This window comes from Arthrobacter sp. NPDC080086, from assembly GCF_040702285.1.
Genome location: NZ_JBFBKP010000024.1, coordinates 1 through 19,020, shown reverse-complemented (window position 1 = coordinate 19,020; position 19,020 = coordinate 1). Strand labels below are relative to the sequence as shown.

Here is a 19,020-nt window from a genome sequence, read left to right as displayed (position 1 = left end):
TAACAGCCCTGTCATTCGGCCGGCGCCGTGCCGCGCCGGAGGTCTGCCCGGATCGCCGGCCCGAAACGCCACCGCTCGCGCCTGCCAGAATGAAGGGGTGAGCGAATTCCCGCAGGCCGAAGCGCTGTTTCCCCTGGATGCCGTTTCCGGCCCGACCGTTGGGGCGCCGCAGGGCTCCGACGACGGCGGCGTCGGCGGTTTTGCCGCGCTGGTCCAGCGCCCGCTGGGCGAGCTGGTGGCCCCGGACTGGGCTGCCGCCCTGGAACCCGTGGAGCCGCAGCTGCGCCGGGCCTTGGAGTTCGTCGCCGCCGAGGCCGCGGCAGGCCGCCAGGTCCTGCCGGCTCCGGACCGGCTGCTCCGGGCCTTCCAGCAGCCACTCGCCAGCGTCAAAGTGCTGATCGTGGGCCAGGACCCCTACCCCACCCCCGGCCACCCGATCGGGCTGTCCTTCGCCGTCGAGGGCCACACCCGTCCCCTCCCCCGCAGCCTGGCCAACATCTACAAGGAGCTCCACGCCGACCTGGGCCTGCCGCCGCGGATCCACGGCGACCTGAGCCGCTGGACGGGGCAGGGCGTGCTCCTGCTGAACCGGGCGCTCAGCGTGCGCGCCGGCGCCGCGGGATCGCACCGGAACAAGGGCTGGGAAGAGGTCACGGCCGCCGCCATCCGCGCCGTGGCGGCCCGCACGGACGCCTACGGCGGGCCGGTCCCGCTGGTCGCCATCCTGTGGGGCAAGGACGCGGAGTCCGTCCGGCCCCTGCTCGGAGGGACCGCCGTCGTCAGCAGCCCGCACCCAAGCCCGCTCTCGGCCGCCCGGGGATTCTTCGGATCCCGGCCGTTCAGCCGGGCCAGTGAGCTGCTGGTCGCCCAGGGCGCGGAACCCGTCGACTGGGAACTGCCGCCGCTGCCCTAAGCCTTCCCAGAGCCTCCCGAGCCCGGCGCCACCCCAGCTTCCCGGCTGTCCGGGGACGGCGGTCCCGGCGCCCCTGGACAGACAAGAAGGAGGTCCGGTTGGCTAGGCTTAGCCGCATGACTTCTGTACCCGCCGCCACCTCCGCCAACCGGAACTCCCGGCCCCAGACCACCCTGACGGTGCTGCGGCGCGAGCAGCTTTCACCGCACATGGTTCGGATCATCGCCGGCGGCCCCGGCTTCACGGACTACCGCAACAACGTGTACGTGGACCGCTACGTCAAGATCGCCTTCCCGCAGCCCGGCGTGGACTACCCCCAGCCGCTGGATCTCTGGGCCGTCCGCGAGACCCATCCCCGGGAGCAGTGGCCCTACACCCGCACCTACACGGTCCGCTGGGTGGACGAGGCGGCGCAGGAGCTGGCCATCGACTTCGTGATCCACGGGGATGAGGGGCTCGCCGGGCCCTGGGCCGCGTCCGCGCGGGAGGGGGACGCCCTGATCTTCACCGGCCCGGGCGGCGGCTACAACCCGGACCCGCAGGCGGACTGGCACCTCTTCGCCGGGGACGAATCGGCGCTGCCCGCCATCGGCGCGGCCTTGGCGGTTCTCCCCCGCGATGCCCGCGGTCTGGCCTTCCTGGAGGTGGGCTCCGCGGCGGACGTCCTGGCCCTGGCCGCCCCCGCCGGCGTCGAACTGCGCTGGCTTTTCCGCGGAAACAACACGGGGGCCGACGACGAGCGCCGCCTGGCCGACGCCGTCGGGTCCGCCGACTGGCCGGAGGGACGCCCCTCGGTCTTCGCGCATGGTGAGCGGGGTGCCATGAAGGCCCTGCGGGAGGTGTTCTTCACCCAGCGGGGGCTGGAACGCGGGCAGGTCTCCCTCTCCGGTTACTGGGCCCGCGGCCGGGTGGAGGACGACTTCCAAGCCGAGAAGAAACTCCCCATCGGCAAGATCTGAGTGCCCGGCAGCCCGCTGACGGCCGCTGCCGCCGGGCGGGGACGGACTAGCGGCGGCGGGCCCGGCGCCGTTCGTTGCTGGCCTAGCGGCGGCGGGCCCGGCGCCGTTCGTTGCTGGCCAGGCTGCGGGTCAGCGGCCGGGCCAGGGTGTCGCCGAGGACGATTCCCGCGGCGACGCCCAGCACGATGGCGCCGGCGTTCAGCATCCCGCCCGCGCCCATGAGGATTTCCTGCTCCTCGATGGTCAAAACATACATGGACCGGAATATGGTCAGGCCGGGCAGCAGGATCAGCGCCGCGGGCACGGCCACCACCAGCTGCGGGGCACCCATCCTCAGGGCCACCACCCGGGCCAGCAGGCCGATGACGACGGCGGCGAGGGCCGGGGCGAAGCGCGGCCCGATGCCCAGTTCCGTGCCGCCGATCAGGACGAGGTGGCCGACGACGCCGACCGCCGCCGTCGGCAGCAGCAGCTTCAGGGAAGTCTGCTCCGTCACGCCGATTGCGACGACGGCGATCGCCACCAGCGGCACCAGCACCCAGAGCGGATACCTCGGCGGGAATGTTTCGGTCACGTCGATGGACTGCATGCCCGTCATCGCCCCCACCACGAAGCCGACGGCGATCCCCGAAACCAAGGCGCCGAAGGTCAGCATGGTGGAGAGGAACCGGCCGGCGGCGGTGACGGGGAAGCCGTTGATGGCATCCTGCACCGAGGACACGAGCCGTCCCGTGGGCAGCAGCAGCAGGATGCCGCCCACCACCACGATCGCCGGGGCGATGGTGATCCCCACCGGGCTCCCGAACCGCCAGAGCAGCAGGGCGATGATGGTCACCACGAAGGAGCAGGAGGCGGTGATGAAGAAGTCCGGGGTACGCCAGCGGCCGAGCTGCCGGGCCAGGAGGCTGACTAGGAGGTTGGACAGGAACGCGATCCCGGACGCCGCGATGCCGCCGCCGAGTACCGCCACGAAGACGGCGGAGAAGACGCCGAAGGCCACGGTGACCATCCAGCGCGGGAACGGCTTGGCGCTGTGAGTGATCTCCTCGAGGCGCCGGGCGGCCTCCTCGCGGCCCACCCCGCCGGCGACGATGTCGGTCACCAGCTGGTGCACCTCGGCGAGGCCGGCGTAGTTGTTGGTCCAGGACCGGACCACGCGCAGCAGGGAGAGCGGCGTCTGGTCCTTCGGGGCGTAGTTGATTGCCACCGACTGGTTGGTGATGTCCACCTCGATGTTCTTCAACCCCAGGGCGGCGGTCACCGCAATGATGCTGGTCTCCACCTCGAGGGCGCCGGCGCCGTACCGGAACATCGATTCCGCGAGCTTGAGCGCGAAGTCAATGGTTTTCCGGGCGGACGCGTCCACGCCGCCGACCTGGATCATCGGGTTCGCGTACGGGCTGCCGGCGAGCCGATCCACGATGCTCAACGGCGCCGTCGGCGGGTTCTCCCCCTGGACCAGGCGGCGGAGCATGCGCCGGGCGGCGGCGTTCTGCCGCACCTGCATGGCCGACATCGGTTCGGTGCGGGGCAGGCCGTCCGTCTGCGGTCCGCGGCGGCCCTCGGGGGTCTTGTTCATCCCGGCCATCTCACTTCACCTTGCTGGGCGGTCTAGTAGAACTGCTGGCCGGTGCGGCGCGTGTAGAGCTGGCGGGCGACCCGCTCCCCCGCTGCCGTCCAGGCCTTGTACTTCAACGGGCTGAGGACCTGGTCGTAGCAGCCGACGAAGTCCGTGACGGTCTTACTGAAGCTGGTCTTGAACAGGCCCAGGCCGTGGAAGGGGTTGGACGTGTCCTTGAGCTTGTCGCTCGGCGGGGTGCCGCAGAAGTCGTACTCGGTGCAGCCGAGCTCCTTCAGCTGGTTGATGGCGGTCCACTGGACCAGGTGGGAGTCGCCGTACTGGCCGCGCTGCTGCAGGGAGCCGCCGTCCTTGTACGTTCCCTTGCGGCCGTAGTTGATGACGAAGGCACCCACGGAGGGGACACCGTTTTCGTAGACGAACAAGAGCCGGCCCTGGCCGCGCTTGAGGAAGTTGGTCCAGAAGCGCTGGTAGTACCCGAAATCCCGGACGCGGACCTGGGACTTGGCCTCGACGGTGGTGCTCATCAGGCCGTACATGGCCCGGAAGTTCTCCTCCGTGGGCTCGACGTTGTGCACTTCCACGCCCTCGCGGATGGCGCGGCGGACGGCGTTCCGGCCGCGGGAGTGCAGGTTGCGCAGCAGCTGGTTCTCCTCCGGGGAGATGTCCAGCAGGGCGGTGGAATCGTTGGGCTGCAGGTTGTGCGTCTTGACCAGGCCCGCGCCCGCGATGACACGACGGGCGTCGTCGGAAAGGACGACGTCGGGCTCGATCTTGATCGCGAAGACGCCCAGCCGGGCGCGCTTGACGAAGTCGGCGTTGGCCTTGGCGATCCCCGGAATGTCCTCGACGGAGGCGACGCCGGGTCCCTTGATCATGTACCAGAGCTTGCCCAGCACGGGGAAGCTCTTCTCCAGGACCAGGTTGTAACTGGTGTAGTCGGCCGTCTCGTACACCAGGTGCAGGGGCTTCCAGCCGTAGTGCTGCTTGACCTCGGCAAAGGCCTCCGACTGCAGCAGGTTCCCGCCGTTGGGATTCGCGGTGACGCGGGCGTCCCAGGTGGCGACCTCTTCGGCGGAGGCAAAGCGGGCGGTGAATTCTCGCAAGGGTGCGGTATCCAATCTTTGCGGGACGAGCTTCGGCGGCATGGCTGGCATGCACCACCAAGTCTATCGGCGTCACGGGTGGCCGGGGCGCCGACCCTGTGGCCGCCACCGGCGCCCGGGCTAGGCTGAAGGCATGCAACCACAGCCGGAACTAGGCGCCTCCCGCCCGGCCGGCCCGGGCGCGTCGGCGCACCGCGGAGCCGGCGCCCAGGTGCTGGGCCTGCTCGTTCTGCTCGCCGCTTCCGCGCTGGTGGCCGGACTCGGCGGGCTGGCCTCCGCCAGCAACGTTGACGGCTGGTATGCCGGGGCGGACAAGGCCCCGTGGTCGCCGCCGAACTGGGTATTCGGACCGGTCTGGACGCTGCTCTACACCGCCATGGCGGTGGCGGCGTGGCTGGTGTGGCGCACCCGCGCCGAGGGCACCCGCCGGGCGCTGACCTTGTACGCCGTCCAGCTGGTGCTGAACCTGCTGTGGACGCCGGCCTTCTTCGCCCTCTACCCGGCCTTGGGCACGCCGGCGCTGTGGATTGCCCTGGCCATCATCGTGGCGCTGGCCGTGGTCCTGGCCGCAACGCTGGTCCGCTTCCGGTGGATCAGCCGCCCGGCCGGGTTGCTGCTGGTCCCCTACCTGGCGTGGGTGGTCTTCGCCTCGACGCTGAACCTGTGGGCGGCCGTCACCAACTGAGCGGGCGCCTCAGCACTCCACCACGTTGACGGCGAGGCCGCCCATGGCGGTTTCCTTGTATTTGGAGCTCATGTCCTTACCGGTCTCGCGCATGGTCACGATTACCTCGTCGAGGGAGACCCGGTGCGACCCGTCGCCCCAGAGCGCCATTTTGGCGGCGTTGATGGCCTTGGCGGCCGCGATCGCGTTGCGTTCGATGCACGGGATCTGCACTAGTCCGCCGATCGGGTCGCAGGTCAGGCCGAGGTTGTGTTCCATCGCGATTTCCGCGGCGTTCTCCACCTGCTGCGGGGTGCCGCCCATGACCTCGGCGAGGCCGGCGGCGGCCATCGACGACGCCGACCCGACCTCGCCCTGGCAGCCGACCTCGGCCCCGGAAATGGAGGCCTGTTCCTTGTAGAGGACACCGATGGCACCCGCGGCGAGCAGGAACTTCACCACCGTCTCGTCCCGGTCCTGCTGGGTGGCCTTGTCCATGCCGGGGGCGAAGTGTAGCGCGTAGTAGAGCACGGCGGGGATGATCCCGGCGGCGCCGTTGGTGGGTGCGGTGACGACGCGGCCGCCCGAGGCGTTTTCCTCGTTGACGGCCAGGGCGATCAGGTTCACCCATTCCTGCCAGTACTTCGGGTCCCGGAAGTCGGGGTCTTCCTCGCAGCTTTCCTTCATCAGCCGTTCGTGCCAGTCCGGGGCGCGACGACGGACGTTCAGGCCCCCCGGCAGCAGGCCCTTGCGCTTGAGGCTGACGGCCACGCATTCCTCCATGACAGAGTAGATGTGCAGCAGGCCGGCGCGGATGTCCTCGGCGGTGCGGCTGTCCTCCTCGTTGACCAGCATCACGTCGCTGATCCGCAGGGAGGTGTTCCGGCAGTGCTCGAGCAGTTCCGCGGCGGTGCGGAACGGCAGGGGCAGTTCCTTCTTGGATTCGTCGAGTTCCTGCTGCGCCGCCTCTTCCTCGCCCTCGCGGACGATGAAGCCGCCGCCGACGGAGAAGAAGGTCGCCTGGTGCAGGACGCCGCCGTCGGCGTCGGAGACGGTGAACGTCATCCCGTTGGTGTGCCGGGGCAGTACCGTGAGGGGGCGGAGGACCATGTCCTTGACCCCGTAGGGAAGGTCGACGGCGCCGGCCAGCTGCAGCGTCCCGGTCCCGGCGATCGCGGCGAGCCGCTCCTCGACCTCGTCGGGGAGGATCTTCTCGGGGTGGTAGCCCTCGAGGCCCAGCAGGATGGCGGTCATGGTGCCGTGCCCGTGCCCGGTCGCGGCCAGCGAACCGTACAGATCCACCCGCAGCGAAGCCACCCGCTCAAGGTCGCCCGACGCCTTCAGCTCCTCGGCAAACACCGCAGCGGCCCGCATCGGCCCCACGGTGTGCGAACTCGAGGGCCCGATCCCAATCGAGAACAGATCAAAGACGCCTACAGCCATTACTAAATCCTAACTAAACACTGCTTAAGTGAGCTTCGCCGTCGGGCCGGCTTGGGTGGGAGTGCACCGGACATCCTCTGCATGCTGCTCCTTCGTCGCTTTGACGCATGCTGCCGGATGCCCGTCACCCTCCCTTGGCCCGTCACCTTTGCGCTGTGGTCCCGGACGCCCATTTGAGTGATGCCAACGGCAAGCGTCCCCCGAGGGGGCGGCGGAGCCGGGCTTTTCGAAAGCGTGCGTCTAAGCGAGGTACGAGCGAGCACGCGTGAAAAGTCCGGTCCGCCGGCCCCGGAGCCGACCACGGAAGCAGGCACGGGAGCCAGCAACGGCAGCCTGCACCGGGGGACGGAGAACGAGGGGCGAGTTAGCCCAGGTTCGTGACCGACGGGTAGAGCGGGTGGGCGGCGGCGAGGGCCTGGACCCGATCGCGGAGCCCGGAGAGGTCGGCGTCGGCGTCGGCCATGAGGGCCTCGGCGATGATGTCCGCCACCTCGGTGAAGGCCGCCTCGCCGAAGCCGCGGGTGGCCAGGGCCGGGGTGCCGATCCGCAGCCCGGAGGTGACCATTGGCGGGCGCGGGTCGAACGGTACGGCGTTGCGGTTGACGGTGATGTCGATCGCGGCGAGCCGGTCCTCGGCTTCCTGGCCGTTGAGTTCGCAGTCGCGCAGGTCCACCAGGACCAGGTGCACGTCGGTGCCGCCGGAGACCACGGAGATGCCCTTGGCGGCGACGTCGTCGCGGGTGAGACGGTCGGCGAGGATCCGGGCGCCGGCCAGGACGCGTTCCTGGCGCTCCTTGAACTCGGCGGACGCGGCGACCTTGAAGGCGACGGCTTTGCCGGCGATGACGTGCTCCAGCGGCCCGCCCTGCTGGCCCGGGAACACGGCCGAGTTGATCTTCTTGGCGATGTCGGCGTCGTTGGAGAGGATGATGCCGCCGCGCGGACCGGCGAGGGTCTTGTGCGTGGTCGACGTCGTGACATGCGCGTGCGGCACCGGGGAGGGGTGCAGCCCGGCGGCGACGAGGCCGGCGAAGTGCGCCATGTCCACCATCAGGTAGGCGCCGACGGCGTCGGCGATCCGGCGGAATTCCGCGAAGTCGAGCTGGCGGGCGTAGGCGGACCAGCCGGCGACGATCAGCTGCGGCTTGTGCTCGTGCGCCAGGCGCTCGACCTCGGCCATGTCGATCCGGTGGTCGTCCTCGCGCACCTGGTACGGGATGACGTTGTAAAGCCGGCCGGAGAAGTTGATCTTCATGCCGTGGGTCAGGTGGCCGCCGTGGGCCAGGTTCAGGCCCATGATGGTGTCGCCCGGACGGATCAGGGCGTGCATGACGGAGGCGTTGGCCTGGGCGCCGGAGTGCGGCTGGACGTTCGCGAATTCGGCGCCGAACAGGGCCTTCACGCGGTCGATGGCGAGCTGCTCGATCACGTCGACGTGCTCGCAGCCGCCGTAGTAGCGCTTGCCCGGGTAGCCTTCGGCGTACTTGTTCGTCAGGACCGAGCCCTGCGCCTGCATGACCGCGCGGGCGGTGTGGTTCTCGGAGGCGATCATCTCCAGGCCGTCGCGCTGGCGGGCGAGTTCGGCGTCGATCTTCGCGGCGATCTCCGGGTCCAGCTCCGAGAGGTCCGCGTCCAGGGACGGGGAGACAACCTGTTCAAACGCTGCGGTGTGGGTGCCTGCGGCCGCGCTCACAGTTCGCCGCCGTTCTTGGAGGCGTAGTCCTGGGCGGAGAGGAGCGGTCCGTCGGAGACGGCGGCGACCTTGAAGAGCCAGCCGGCGCCGTACGGGTCGCTGTTGATCAGGGCCGGGTCGTCGACGACGGCGGAGTTGGTCTCGGTGACCTCGCCGGTGACGGGGGCGTACAGGTCGGACACGGACTTGGTCGACTCGACCTCGCCGCAGGTCTCCCCGGCGGTGACCGTGGAGCCGACCTCGGGCAGGTCGACGTAGACGATGTCGCCGAGGGCGTCGGTCGCGACGGCGGAGATGCCGATGGAGACGACGTCGGTGCCGTCCTCCCGGGCAACCCACTCGTGCTCGTCGGAGTACTGCAGTTCAGGAGCTACTTTTGCCATGAAAAATTCCTAAGTTTAGAGGGTAAAAAGCCTAACGTGTGGGCGCACCCCTGGAGGGCGCGCCCACGGAGTGTTACTTCTGGCGCTTGTAGAACGGCAGAGCGACGACCTCGAACGGTTCGGGCTTGCCGCGCAGGTCGATGTCCAGGGCGGTGCCGGGTTCGGTGTAAGCGACGTCGACGTAGGCCATGGCCACCGGGTAGCCCAGGGTGGGTGAGGGCTGGCCGGAGGTGACTTCGCCGACGACGGCGCCGTCCTTGAGGACCGGGTAGTGGCTGCGTCCGGCGCGGCGGCCGAGGCCCTTGAGCCCGACGAGGCGGCGGCCGGTGGTGGTGCCGGCGCCCGCGTCCTTCTTGGCGGCGAGCGCGGCCTTGCCGACGAAGTCGGCCTCCTTGGAGAGGGCGACGACGGGGCCGAGGCCGGCGGCGAAGGGATCGCCCTGGAGCGAGAGTTCGTTGCCGTAGAGCGGCATGCCGGCCTCCAGCCGCAGGGAGTCACGGGAGGCGAGCCCGGCCGGAGTCAGTTCCCCCTCCTCGGCGATGGCGATCAACGCCTGCCAGAGGGCGGCGGCGTCGTCGTTGTCCACGAAGATCTCGAAGCCGTCCTCGCCGGTGTAACCGGTACGGGCGAGCAGCAGGTCCTTGCCGGCGCCGGCAACCATGAAGGGCACCTCGACGGCGGCGTAGTACTTCAGGCCGGTGACGAGTTCGTGCTGGGCGGCGGGAACCAGGCGGAGCAGGATGGCTTCGGCCTTGGGGCCCTGGACCGCGACCAGCGAGATCTCGGCGGACGCGTCCCGGACCGTGACGTCGAAGCCGCCCTCCCGGGCAGAACCGGCCCGCTCCGCCAGGGCCGCGGCGACGACCTTGGCGTTGCCGGCGTTGGGCACCACGAGGAAGGCGTCCGTACCGTCGGCCCCCGCCGGGCGGCGGTAGGTGATGAGGTCGTCGATGATGCCGCCGTCTTCGTTGCAGATCAGCGAGTACTTTGCCTTGCCGACGGCCATGGCGGAGATCTTGCCAACCAGGGCGTAGTCGAGGAAGGCCGCGGCCTCGGGGCCGGTGACCCAGACCTCGCCCATGTGGGAGAGGTCGAACAGGCCCGCGGAGGCGCGGACGGCGTGGTGTTCGGCGAGCTCGGAGCCGTACTTCAGCGGCATCTGCCAGCCGCCGAAGTCGGTGAAGGAGGCGCCGAGCTTCTTGTGCTCTTCGTACAGGGCGGTGTAGTTCTCAGTCATCGGTGGCCTCAGTTTTCGAATTCGGACAGCGGCGGGCAGGAGCAGATCAGGTTGCGGTCCCCGGCGGCGCCGTCGATCCGGCCGACCGGCGGGAAGTACTTGTCCTGCTTGAGCGTGTGGACCGGGAAGACGGCCTGCTCGCGGGAGTAGGAACGGTCCCAGTCCGTGCTGATGGTCGCGGCCGCGGTGTGCGGGGCGTTGCGCAGCGGGCTGTGCTCGACGGTGAAGTCGCCGTGGGCGACCTGGTCGATCTCGGCGCGGATCGCGATCATCGCGGTGATGAACCGGTCGATCTCGCCGAGATCCTCGGATTCGGTGGGTTCGACCATCAGGGTGCCGGCCACGGGGAACGCCAGGGTGGGGGCGTGGAAGCCGTAGTCGATCAGGCGCTTGGCGACGTCCTCGGCGGTGACGCCGGTCTTGGCGGTGAGTTCGCGCAGGTCCAGGATGCACTCGTGCGCCACCAGGCCGCCCTCGCCGGTGTAGAGCACCGGGAAGGAGTCGTTCAGGCGGGCCGCGATGTAGTTGGCCGCGAGCAGCGCCGACTTCGTGGCCTCGGTCAGGCCCTCGCCGCCCATGAGCTTCACGTAGGCCCAGGAGATGGGCAGGACGCCGGCGGAGCCGTAGCGGGAGGCGGAGATCGGGGTGTTGTCAGCGCCGTTGGCCGGATCCGCCGCGTTGCCGGGCATGAACGGTGCCAGGTGGGCCTTGGCGGCGACCGGGCCGACGCCGGGTCCGCCGCCGCCGTGCGGGATGCAGAAGGTCTTGTGCAGGTTCAGGTGCGAGACGTCCCCGCCGAACTGGCCCGGCTGGGCGAGGCCGACGAGGGCGTTGAGGTTGGCGCCGTCGATGTAGACCTGCCCGCCGGCGGCGTGGATCGCGTCGCAGACCTCGCGGACGTCGGCGTCGTACACCCCGTGCGTGGACGGGTAGGTGATCATGATGCAGGACAGGGCGTCCTTGTGCTGCTCGATCTTGGCCTGCAGGTCGGCGTGGTCGATGGTGCCGTCGGAGTCGGTGGCGACGACGATGACCTTCATGCCGGCGAGCACCGCGGAGGCGGCGTTGGTGCCGTGCGCGGAGGCCGGGATGAGGCAGACGTTGCGCTGCTCGTCGCCGCGGGAGAGGTGGTAGCCGCGGATGGCCAGCAGGCCGGCGAGCTCGCCCTGGGATCCGGCGTTCGGCTGGATGGAGACCTGGTCGTAGCCGGTGATCTCGGTCAGCTGCGCTTCGAGGTCATCGATCAGTTCGCGCCAGCCGGCGGTCTGGGATTCCGGGGCGAACGGGTGGATGGAGGCGAATTCCGGCCAGGAGATGGCTTCCATCTCGGCCGTGGCGTTCAGCTTCATGGTGCAGGAGCCCAGCGGGATCATGGTGCGGTCCAGGGCCAGGTCGCGGTCCGAGAGACGGCGGATGTAGCGCAGCAGCTGGGTCTCGGAGCGGTGGGTGTTGAAGACCGGGTGCTGGAGGTAGTCGGAGCTGCGTTCGACGGCGGAGTCCAGGGCGAAGGCAGTATCCGTGCCTGAGGCAGGGTCGGCCACGCTCGCGCCGAAGGCGGCGACGACGTCGGCGACGATCGCCGTCGTCGTGGCCTCATCGGCGGAGATGCCGACAGTATCGGCGTCGATGGAACGCAGGTTGATGCCCTTGGCGTCGGCGGCGGCGATGATCTCGGCGGCCTTCCCCGGCACCGAGACGGTGACGGTGTCGAAGAACGAGGTCTGCAGCACGTCCAGGCCGGCGGCCTTCAGCGATGCGGCGATGGTCCGGGCGTGGCCGTGGACGGTCTCGGCGATGGCCTTGAGCCCGTCGGGGCCGTGGTAGACGGCGTAGAACGAGGCGACGATGGCCAGCAGCGCCTGCGCGGTGCAGATGTTGGAGGTGGCCTTCTCGCGGCGGATGTGCTGTTCGCGGGTCTGCAGGGCCAGGCGGTAGGCGGGGATGCCGGCGGAGTCCTTGGAGACGCCTACCAGGCGGCCGGGCATGGAGCGCTCCAGGCCCTTCTGGACTGCCATGTAGGCCGCGTGCGGGCCGCCGAAGAACAGCGGTACGCCGAAGCGCTGGGCGGAGCCGACGGCGATGTCCGCGCCCTGCTCGCCGGGAGGGGTGATCAGGGTCAGGGACAGCAGGTCAGCGGCGACGGTGACGAGCGCGCCGCGTTCCTTGGCCTCGGCGATCACGGCGGAGTGGTCGAGGACGCGGCCGGAGGCGCCGGGCTGCTGCAGCACGATGCCGTTGATGGCACCCTCCGGGAGACCCTTGGACAGGTCGGCGACCTCAACCTCGAAGCCGAGGGCCTCGGCGCGGCCCTTGACGATCGCGATGGTCTGGGGCAGGCAGTCGGCGTCCATGACGGTCTTGCCGTCGCGGGCGTCCTTATTTTTGTTGGCCCGGCGCATCATCAGCACGGCCTCGGCGACGGCGGTTGCTTCGTCCAGCAGCGAGGCGTTGGCGATCGGCAGGCCCACCAGGTCCTGGACCATGGTCTGGAAGTTCAGCAGGGCCTCGAGCCGGCCCTGGGAGATCTCGGGCTGGTACGGGGTGTAGGCGGTGTACCAGGCCGGGGCTTCGAGGATGTTGCGGCGGATGACGGCCGGGGTGACGGTGTCGTAGTAGCCCTGGCCGATCATCTGCACGGCGGTCTTATTCTTGGCGGCGAGCTTGCGCAGCTCGGCCAGGACCTCCACCTCGCTCAGCGCGGCGGTCAGTGCCAGGCCGGAGTCCTGACGGATGTCCTTGGGAACGGCGGTGTCAACGAGCGCGTCAACGGTGTCGTAGCCGACGGCCTTGAGCATGGTCTCGACGTCGGCCTGGCGGCGGGCGCCGATATGCCTGTCGACGAAGGACGTGGAGGCTGAGGTAACGGTCACAAGGAACTCCATAACTAAGGCGGCGCAGGGTACGCCGCAGTGATTCGGGTTCCTCCCCGCTCTGTATTGGACCTGAGAGTTTCCGCGGGACCCTTGGCGGGGTCCCGCTTGCACCGTCGGTGAGCGCGGCATCCCGGGGGACTTGTGGCGCGCTGCTTTCCAGAGTGGCCTCGCCGCGGCGGTACATGGGCCTGAGAGATTCCTGGGGAGGATTTGCTCCTACGGCGCCTGCGTGTACTACTGGCAGGACTCTCCCGCCGCAGATCAAAGGCATATTCAGTTGCTCGTGACCATGGTCACAGCATTCATTGTCCTACGCCGGAGCCCGCCTCCGCAAACTTCATTTCTCCCCGCCCGACGCTCCCTCACTTTCGGCGCGGTTTCCCGCGACCCTCCCTCACCTCCGGCTTACATTTCCACGACGCTCCCTCAGGTTCGGAGGTTAATTCCAGAAAGCCCGCTCACCCGACTTGCGGGTGCGTCCCTCAAATGAACGCCGGACGTGAGGGAGCGTCGGCCGGAGTGACGCCGGACGTGAGGGAGCGACCGCCGGAGAAGCACCAAATCTGAGGGAGCGTCCGCTGGAGTGACGCCGGACGTGAGAGAGCATCCGCTGGAGTGCCGCCGGACGTGAGGGAGCGTCCCGTTGAGTGACGCCGGACGTGAGGGATCGTCCACTGGAGAGGTGCCGGACGTGAGGGAGCGTCCTTAGGGGCGGAGGCGGTCGACGGCGGCGAGGAGGCTCTCGACGTCGTCGTCCACCGCCAGCGGCGTGGCACCCGCACTGCGGGCCAGCATGGCGTTGAAATACAGCCCGTCCCCCATGTAGAGCACAGCCTTGGCCATTCCGGGCCCGACGTCGGCGGCGAGCAGTTCCAGCCAACTGGCCTGCACACCGGCCATGCGGCGCAGGGTCTCGGCGTGCGCCACCTCGGCGAGCCGGGTGGCCGCGACGAAGACCCGGTCCAGGGCGGTATCAGCCCAGACCGAAGACCTAATGAAGTAGGCGGCGGCGCCCTCCGGCGCCGCGGCCATGGCGGCCAGGTCCTCGGCCAGCAGCCGGTCCAGCCGTTCCAGGAGGACCGCGATCATGGCCTCCTTGTTCGGGAAGTGGTACAGCAAGCCGCCCTTGGAGACCCCGGCCCGCTTTGCCACCGCGTCGAGGGTGGCGGCCCGCTCCCCCTCGGCAATGAGCAAAGATTCGAAGGCGTCGAGGACGGCCTCGCGGGCGACGGGTTTCCTGGGCATGGCTCCCATCATGCCCGGTGGGCGCCGGATTTCTTAACTATACCGTCCAGACGGTACAGTTATTCGGATGAAGACCTTGCTTCCTGATGCCGGGCATCCCGCGACGCGCTCCCGGGCGCCGTGGCGGGACTGGCTGGCGTTGTCGCTGCTGATGTTCCCGGTCCTCCTGGTGGCGGTCGACAACACCGCACTGACCTTTGCCCTGCCCGCGATCGCCCGGGACCTGAATGCCACCGGCGTCCAGCTGCTCTGGATGGTCGATGTGTACCCGCTGGTGCTCGCAGGCCTGCTGGTTGCGATGGGCAGCCTCGGGGACCGGATCGGCCGCCGGCGGCTGCTTTTCACCGGCGCAGCCGGCTTCGCGGCAGTGTCCGCCGCGACGGCATTCGCCCCCGGCCCCGAGTGGCTGGTGGCCGGCCGTGCGGCTCTGGGGTTCTTCGGGGCCATGCTGATGCCCTCCACGCTGTCGCTGATCCGGAACATCTTCCCGGAACCGAACCGGCGTCGCCTGGCGGTGGCCATCTGGGCAGCGGGCTTCTCCGGCGGCGCGGCCCTGGGTCCGGTGCTGGGCGGCTGGCTGGTGGAGCACCTCTGGTGGGGCGCGGTATTGCTGATGGCGGTTCCCATCATCGTGCCCTTGCTGCTGCTCGGGCCCTCCTTCATCCCCGAATCCCGGGACCCGAACCCCGGGCCGGTGGATCTGCCCAGCATCGCGCTGTCCATGCTGGCCATGGCGCCGACCGTCTACGGCATCAAGATGCTGGCCGTGGAGGGTGCGGGCCCGGTGCCGCTGGCGGCCCTCGGCGCGGGGCTGGTCATGGGGTACGCCTTTGTCCGGCGGCAGCGCAGGCTTGCCGCGGGCGCAACCACCGCTCCCCTGCTGGATCTGGGCCTGTTCGGCAATCCCGTGTTCAGCACGGCCATCACGGCCAACGTCCTGGCGTTGTTCTCCTACAACGGCTTCATCCTCTTCCTTGCCCAGCACCTCCAGCTCCTGGAGGGACAGACACCGTCCGAGTCCGGGCTGGCGATGGTGCCCGCGCTGGCCGCGACCGTGACGGCCGGGCTGCTGGTGGTCCCGCTGGTGCGGAAGGTCCGGCCCGGGTTCGTCGTCGCCGGCGGCCTGCTGTTCAGCGCCGCCGGGTACGCGCTGGTGGCCTTCGGTGGCCACAGTTCCGGGCCCGCTATGCTGCTGGCGGCACTCCTGGTGCTGTGCCTGGGTGTGGGGGCGGCCGAGACCATCTCCAACGACCTGATCCTCGGCGCCGCCCCGGCCGCAAAGTCGGGCGCCGCGTCGGCGATCTCGGAGACCGGGTATGAGGTCGGGTCGCTGCTGGGCACGGCCGTGCTGGGCTCCATCCTGACCGCGTCCTACCAGCGGAATCTGGTCCTGCCGGCCGGCCTCCCCCAGGCCGACGCGGCCGCCGTGGGCCAGGCCCGGGAAACCCTGGCCGGGGCGGCGGAGCTGGCCGGGACGCTGCCCGGGCCCCTGGCCGACGCCGTGATGACCGCCGCGCGCGCGGCGTTCGATTCGGGTGTCCACATCACCGCGGCGATTGCGCTGGTCCTGATGGCCGGCGCCGCCGTGCTAGCCGCCGTCGTCCTCCGCCGGGTGCCGCGGGCGCACTGACCGGGCCCATTGACCCACGCCCACTGACTCGGACGCCCCAGAGGACACCAGCGGCCCGGCGCCAGCCCAAAAAACGGCAGCGTCCGACGCCGGACTCCCGGGGCCGGACGCTGCTCCGTGTGTGTTCCGGTTTAGTTGCCGGCGTCCGGCGTCGTGACGGAGGCCGTGGCCCGCATGGTTTCGGCGTTGACCAGCCAGGCGAACTGCTCGAGCTTGGCGATGAAGGCGTGCAGCAGGTCCGCGGTGGTGGGGTCCTCCTCGTCCACCTCGTCGTGCACCTTGCGCATGGTGCCGACCGCGGCCTCCAGCGCGGCCACGATCTTCTCGATCGCGTCCTTGGTGTTGATCAGGCCGGTGGGAAACTCGGGCAGGGCGGTGGTCTTCGACACCGTCGAGCTGCGGCCGTCCGGGAGGGCATGCAGGGCCCGCATGCGCTCGGCCATCTCGTCCGCGAAGGTGCGGGCGGCGTCGATGATCTCGTCGAGCTGCAGGTGCAGGTCGCGGAAGTTGGTGCCGACGATGTTCCAGTGCGCCTGCTTGCCCTGGACGTGCAGTTCGATCAGGTCCACGAGCACGGCCTGCATATTGCCTGCGAGGGTGGGTGTTGCTTTCATGAATCCTCCTTGGTGGAGCGTCTGGACGGGCTGATGCCACAGACGCTACCGCAGGCAGGAGACGGCAGGGAGGGTTTTCACGATTAGCTTAGTAAGTGAACTTACTAAGCTGGATTCGGGGTCTAAACGGCCTGATTCAGCGCGGGTCCCTGCGGGAATATCGCCCGCGTGATCCCGCCGGCGGTGGCCTCGGACAGCTGGGCCAGGTAGTCGTTGCGGCGCCGAGGCGTGATCCGGGATTCGGGCTCGAAGCCGCGGTCCGGGTCGTCGGCGTAGTGCGCGGTGAGACCGTCGCGCATCAGCCGGATGGCTTCGGCGCGCTGCTGGGAGACGGCGGCGTGGGTGGAGCCGAGTTCCGCGGCGAGGTCCTTGACGGTCCGGTCGCCGAAGTAGATCTCCTCCACCACGTAGCGCATCCGCTCGGGCAGCGACTTCACGGCGGCGCGCAGGTACTGGAGCCGCTCGTCGGCCAGGACCGAGCTCTCCGGGGACAGCGTTTCGGCGGCCAGGGTATCGACGACGGCGTCGTCCAGCGGGGTGAGGGTGCGCGAGGCATCCGCGAGCGCTGCCTCCACGACGCTTTGCTGGACACCGAGGGCCGCGGCGATCTCGTCGACGGTGGGGGTCCGTCCGAGGGCGGAGGCCAGGGTCTCCTGAACCGACATGGTCTCTTTGATCCGGCGGCGTGCCGAGCGCGTCGCCCAGTCAGAGGCACGCATCTCGTCGGCAAATGCGCCGAGGATGCGGCGGCGGGCGAACGCGCCGAAGGGAACCCCGAGCTCGGGGTCGAAGGAATCGGCCGAGGTAATCAGGGCTACGGCACCAGCCGACGCCAGGTCATCGCGCGAGAGGTGGGACGCCTTCGAGCACAAATCTGAGACGAGGTAGCCAACCAGCGGAAGGTGCTGAGTGACCATCTCGTTGCGTTCCACGCGATTCAATAGTGTGTCCCCCCATGAGACCGGTTCAGGAGCTGTAAAACAGCGGAAGCCGCATCCCCAAACGGCCCCGTGCTCCCCCCATGGGAGTCGGTCTTCGACGGTCGGGTGCAGCACCCAGATCGAAACCTATCACCTGATCCGGAATCTGCGTGTACCCTCAGGAAAAAGCTTGGCCGAAAATGCGGAAAGCCGTCATACGGCCGGGATGGCAAGGGAATGGGGCCCATGGGTGCGGGGGATCTTTCGGCGGCGCTGTGGCAGGAACGCCGGCAGCTTGAGCTGCTGTTGTTCCGGCTCGAAACGCAGCGCCTCCATCTGGCCGCCGGCAACCTCGCCTGGCTGAATTTCACCTCGTCCGAAATCGAAGCCGTGCTGGACCGGCTCCGCTTCGAGGCGCTGGCCCGCAACGTCGAATCCGCGGCCGTGGCCGGTGAGTGGGGCCTCCCGGCGCAGGCCACCTTAGTAGAGCTGATCGCCGCCGCGCCGCCCGGCGCGTGGCCCGCGGTCCTGCAAGATCACCTCGACGGGTTGCGGGCCCTGCTCCGGCGGCTCGCCGCTGCCTCCGCCACTAACGAAACTGCTCTCCTGGGGCTTGAACCGCCGGCGGCCGCGAGCTCCGAGGCGATGCTCGACCAGCTGACGCTGGCCGCCAACATCGAACGTGCCCTGACCATCACCCGGCGCGCCGCACAGCCGCTGATGGCCCAGTACCTCGGGGACGACGCGAACTCGCTCTAGCCGTTGGCGCCGGCAACGGGTTCGGCATCGGATGCCGGTGTGGCTGGGTTGGACTGTACCGGTGTGGCGGGAACCGGTGCTGACGGAACCGCCGTGGCGGGTGCGGGAGCCGGCGCGAGCAGGCCGCGCAGCGCGTCCTCGGTGCCGGACCCGTCGTCGGCTCCCGCTTGGGCGGCCGCGAGGTTCGCCGCGGCGATCGCCTCGATGACTTCACGGCGCTGGATCGGGACACCGCGGGGTGCCTCGATGCCGATCCGGACGCCGTCGCCGCGGCCCTCCAGAACAGTGATGACGATGCCGTCGCCGATCATGATCTGTTCGCCCGGCTTGCGTGTGAGTACCAGCATGCTCTCAATCTACCCTTCGCTGCCGTCTGCGGCGGCCCATGGAAGCGGGTGACCGGCCGGCCTCCCGTCGATCCATCCCACCGGGATGTTCAGTGCCTCGACGGTCTCCGGCGAGGAAGTGTAGGCGGCGCCAACGACGGCCATGGCGTCGATCTCCAGCCGCGACCGGACCAGGTTGATCCAGCGGGCAGTGTCCGCGGTTTTCCGGCCGGCATCCACCACCACCCAGACCTGGTCCGGGGAAAGGGCCGCGAGGGCCTGGAGCCGCGCCAGCGCGTGCCGGCCCTTGCCGAGGCCGAAGGCCGCAATGACCGTTTGTTCGGTTTCCACGGCGTGGGCGCGGGCCGCCGTCGCGCTTTGGCGCCCGTCCAGGTGCAGGTGGCCGTAGGCGCTGAGCTCGCCCGCGGTGCGCACGTCCGCGCCGCCCGCGGCGATGGACATGTCCAGGGCCGTGTCGAGCGGGTCGTCGCCCAGGCCCACCAGAACCACCAGGTCTCCGGTGCCGCGCAGTGGAACCGGAGCCGGGATGCGTTTGGGAGCCGCGGGCGCCTCGGACCGTTCCTCGGTGCGGCGAGCACTTTCGGCCGGTTCGGCGGGCCCGAGCAGGCTCACGGCGGCGGTGCGGGCACCGGCTGCCGCGGCGCCGGGTGCGGAT

General features: G+C 69.7%; 16 protein-coding genes, 1 pseudogene and 1 riboswitch. Of the genes and pseudogenes, 5 read left to right on the top strand and 12 right to left on the bottom strand.

The features are described 5' to 3' along the window. The first annotated feature begins 97 nt into the window (after positions 1–97). Together AB0305_RS10440 and AB0305_RS10435 are read left to right on the top strand one after the other, a co-directional pair. Positions 98–913: a uracil-DNA glycosylase gene (locus AB0305_RS10440; RefSeq protein WP_364138761.1), complete on the top strand. Its 816-nt coding sequence runs from the start codon at positions 98–100 to the stop codon at positions 911–913. 116 nt (positions 914–1,029) lie between these two features. Continuing rightward, positions 1,030–1,872, top strand: coding sequence for a siderophore-interacting protein (locus tag AB0305_RS10435; protein WP_364138763.1), 843 nt, complete (start codon positions 1,030–1,032; stop codon positions 1,870–1,872). Positions 1,873–1,954: 82 nt separating this feature from the next. On the opposite strand, the gene AB0305_RS10430 is transcribed toward AB0305_RS10435, so the two are convergent. Both AB0305_RS10430 and AB0305_RS10425 read right to left on the bottom strand, forming a co-directional pair. Further along, the gene (locus tag AB0305_RS10430) at positions 1,955–3,451 is read right to left on the bottom strand and encodes a threonine/serine exporter family protein (RefSeq protein ID WP_364138764.1); all 1,497 of its coding nucleotides are present in this window, start codon (positions 3,449–3,451) and stop codon (positions 1,955–1,957) included. Between the two features lie 32 nt (positions 3,452–3,483). Beyond that, a complete protein-coding gene (locus AB0305_RS10425; protein ID WP_366172821.1) occupies positions 3,484–4,608 on the bottom strand; it encodes a peptidoglycan bridge formation glycyltransferase FemA/FemB family protein in 1,125 nt (374 codons plus the stop codon). Between the two features lie 82 nt (positions 4,609–4,690). Here AB0305_RS10425 and AB0305_RS10420 point away from each other — a divergent pair, with 82 nt between their 5' ends. Then, positions 4,691–5,242 carry a TspO/MBR family protein gene (locus tag AB0305_RS10420; protein ID WP_364138768.1) on the top strand — a complete coding sequence of 184 codons (552 nt, stop codon included), beginning with the start codon at positions 4,691–4,693 and terminating at the stop codon, positions 5,240–5,242. Positions 5,243–5,251: 9 nt separating this feature from the next. Here the strand turns inward: AB0305_RS10420 and AB0305_RS10415 are convergent, their stop codons facing one another. From AB0305_RS10415 to AB0305_RS10390, 6 genes are all read right to left on the bottom strand, one after another. Continuing rightward, complete coding sequence (locus tag AB0305_RS10415) at positions 5,252–6,664, bottom strand: L-serine ammonia-lyase (RefSeq protein WP_364138770.1); 1,413 nt, start codon at positions 6,662–6,664, stop codon at positions 5,252–5,254. A 364-nt stretch (positions 6,665–7,028) separates the two neighbouring features. Then, the gene (glyA, locus tag AB0305_RS10410) at positions 7,029–8,357 is read right to left on the bottom strand and encodes a serine hydroxymethyltransferase (protein ID WP_364138772.1); all 1,329 of its coding nucleotides are present in this window, start codon (positions 8,355–8,357) and stop codon (positions 7,029–7,031) included. After that, complete coding sequence (gene gcvH / locus AB0305_RS10405; protein ID WP_364138774.1) at positions 8,354–8,740, bottom strand: glycine cleavage system protein GcvH; 387 nt, start codon at positions 8,738–8,740, stop codon at positions 8,354–8,356. Before gcvH ends, glyA begins: the two co-directional genes overlap by 4 nt. A gap of 73 nt (positions 8,741–8,813) precedes the next feature. After that, the gene (gene gcvT / locus AB0305_RS10400; RefSeq protein ID WP_364138776.1) at positions 8,814–9,977 is read right to left on the bottom strand and encodes a glycine cleavage system aminomethyltransferase GcvT; all 1,164 of its coding nucleotides are present in this window, start codon (positions 9,975–9,977) and stop codon (positions 8,814–8,816) included. An 8-nt stretch (positions 9,978–9,985) separates the two neighbouring features. Continuing rightward, the gene (gene gcvP, locus AB0305_RS10395; RefSeq protein ID WP_364138778.1) at positions 9,986–12,847 is read right to left on the bottom strand and encodes an aminomethyl-transferring glycine dehydrogenase; all 2,862 of its coding nucleotides are present in this window, start codon (positions 12,845–12,847) and stop codon (positions 9,986–9,988) included. Between the two features lie 169 nt (positions 12,848–13,016). Then, positions 13,017–13,114: riboswitch (glycine riboswitch) on the bottom strand. A 441-nt stretch (positions 13,115–13,555) separates the two neighbouring features. Then, positions 13,556–14,095, bottom strand: coding sequence for a TetR/AcrR family transcriptional regulator (locus tag AB0305_RS10390; RefSeq protein ID WP_290258729.1), 540 nt, complete (start codon positions 14,093–14,095; stop codon positions 13,556–13,558). 67 nt (positions 14,096–14,162) lie between these two features. On the opposite strand from AB0305_RS10390, the gene AB0305_RS10385 reads away from it, so the two are divergent. Continuing rightward, the gene (locus tag AB0305_RS10385; RefSeq protein ID WP_364138780.1) at positions 14,163–15,725 is read left to right on the top strand and encodes an MFS transporter; all 1,563 of its coding nucleotides are present in this window, start codon (positions 14,163–14,165) and stop codon (positions 15,723–15,725) included. Between the two features lie 131 nt (positions 15,726–15,856). Here AB0305_RS10385 and AB0305_RS10380 read toward each other — a convergent pair whose 3' ends face one another. Beyond that, positions 15,857–16,339, bottom strand: a complete 483-nt coding sequence (locus AB0305_RS10380) for a DNA starvation/stationary phase protection protein (protein ID WP_364138782.1) — start codon at positions 16,337–16,339, stop codon at positions 15,857–15,859. Between the two features lie 122 nt (positions 16,340–16,461). Beyond that, positions 16,462–17,280: a sigma-70 family RNA polymerase sigma factor gene (locus AB0305_RS10375; RefSeq protein WP_290258733.1), complete on the bottom strand. Its 819-nt coding sequence runs from the start codon at positions 17,278–17,280 to the stop codon at positions 16,462–16,464. A gap of 216 nt (positions 17,281–17,496) precedes the next feature. Here AB0305_RS10375 and flgN point away from each other — a divergent pair, with 216 nt between their 5' ends. Then, positions 17,497–18,018, top strand: a complete 522-nt coding sequence (gene flgN, locus AB0305_RS10370) for a flagellar export chaperone FlgN (RefSeq protein WP_290258734.1) — start codon at positions 17,497–17,499, stop codon at positions 18,016–18,018. On the opposite strand, the gene AB0305_RS10365 is transcribed toward flgN, so the two are convergent. Further along, complete coding sequence (locus AB0305_RS10365; RefSeq protein WP_364138783.1) at positions 18,015–18,365, bottom strand: carbon storage regulator; 351 nt, start codon at positions 18,363–18,365, stop codon at positions 18,015–18,017. The genes flgN and AB0305_RS10365 overlap by 4 nt on opposite strands. Positions 18,366–18,374: 9 nt before the next feature. Continuing rightward, positions 18,375–19,020 (bottom strand): annotated as a pseudogene (locus AB0305_RS10360) (hypothetical protein); the annotation flags it as partial.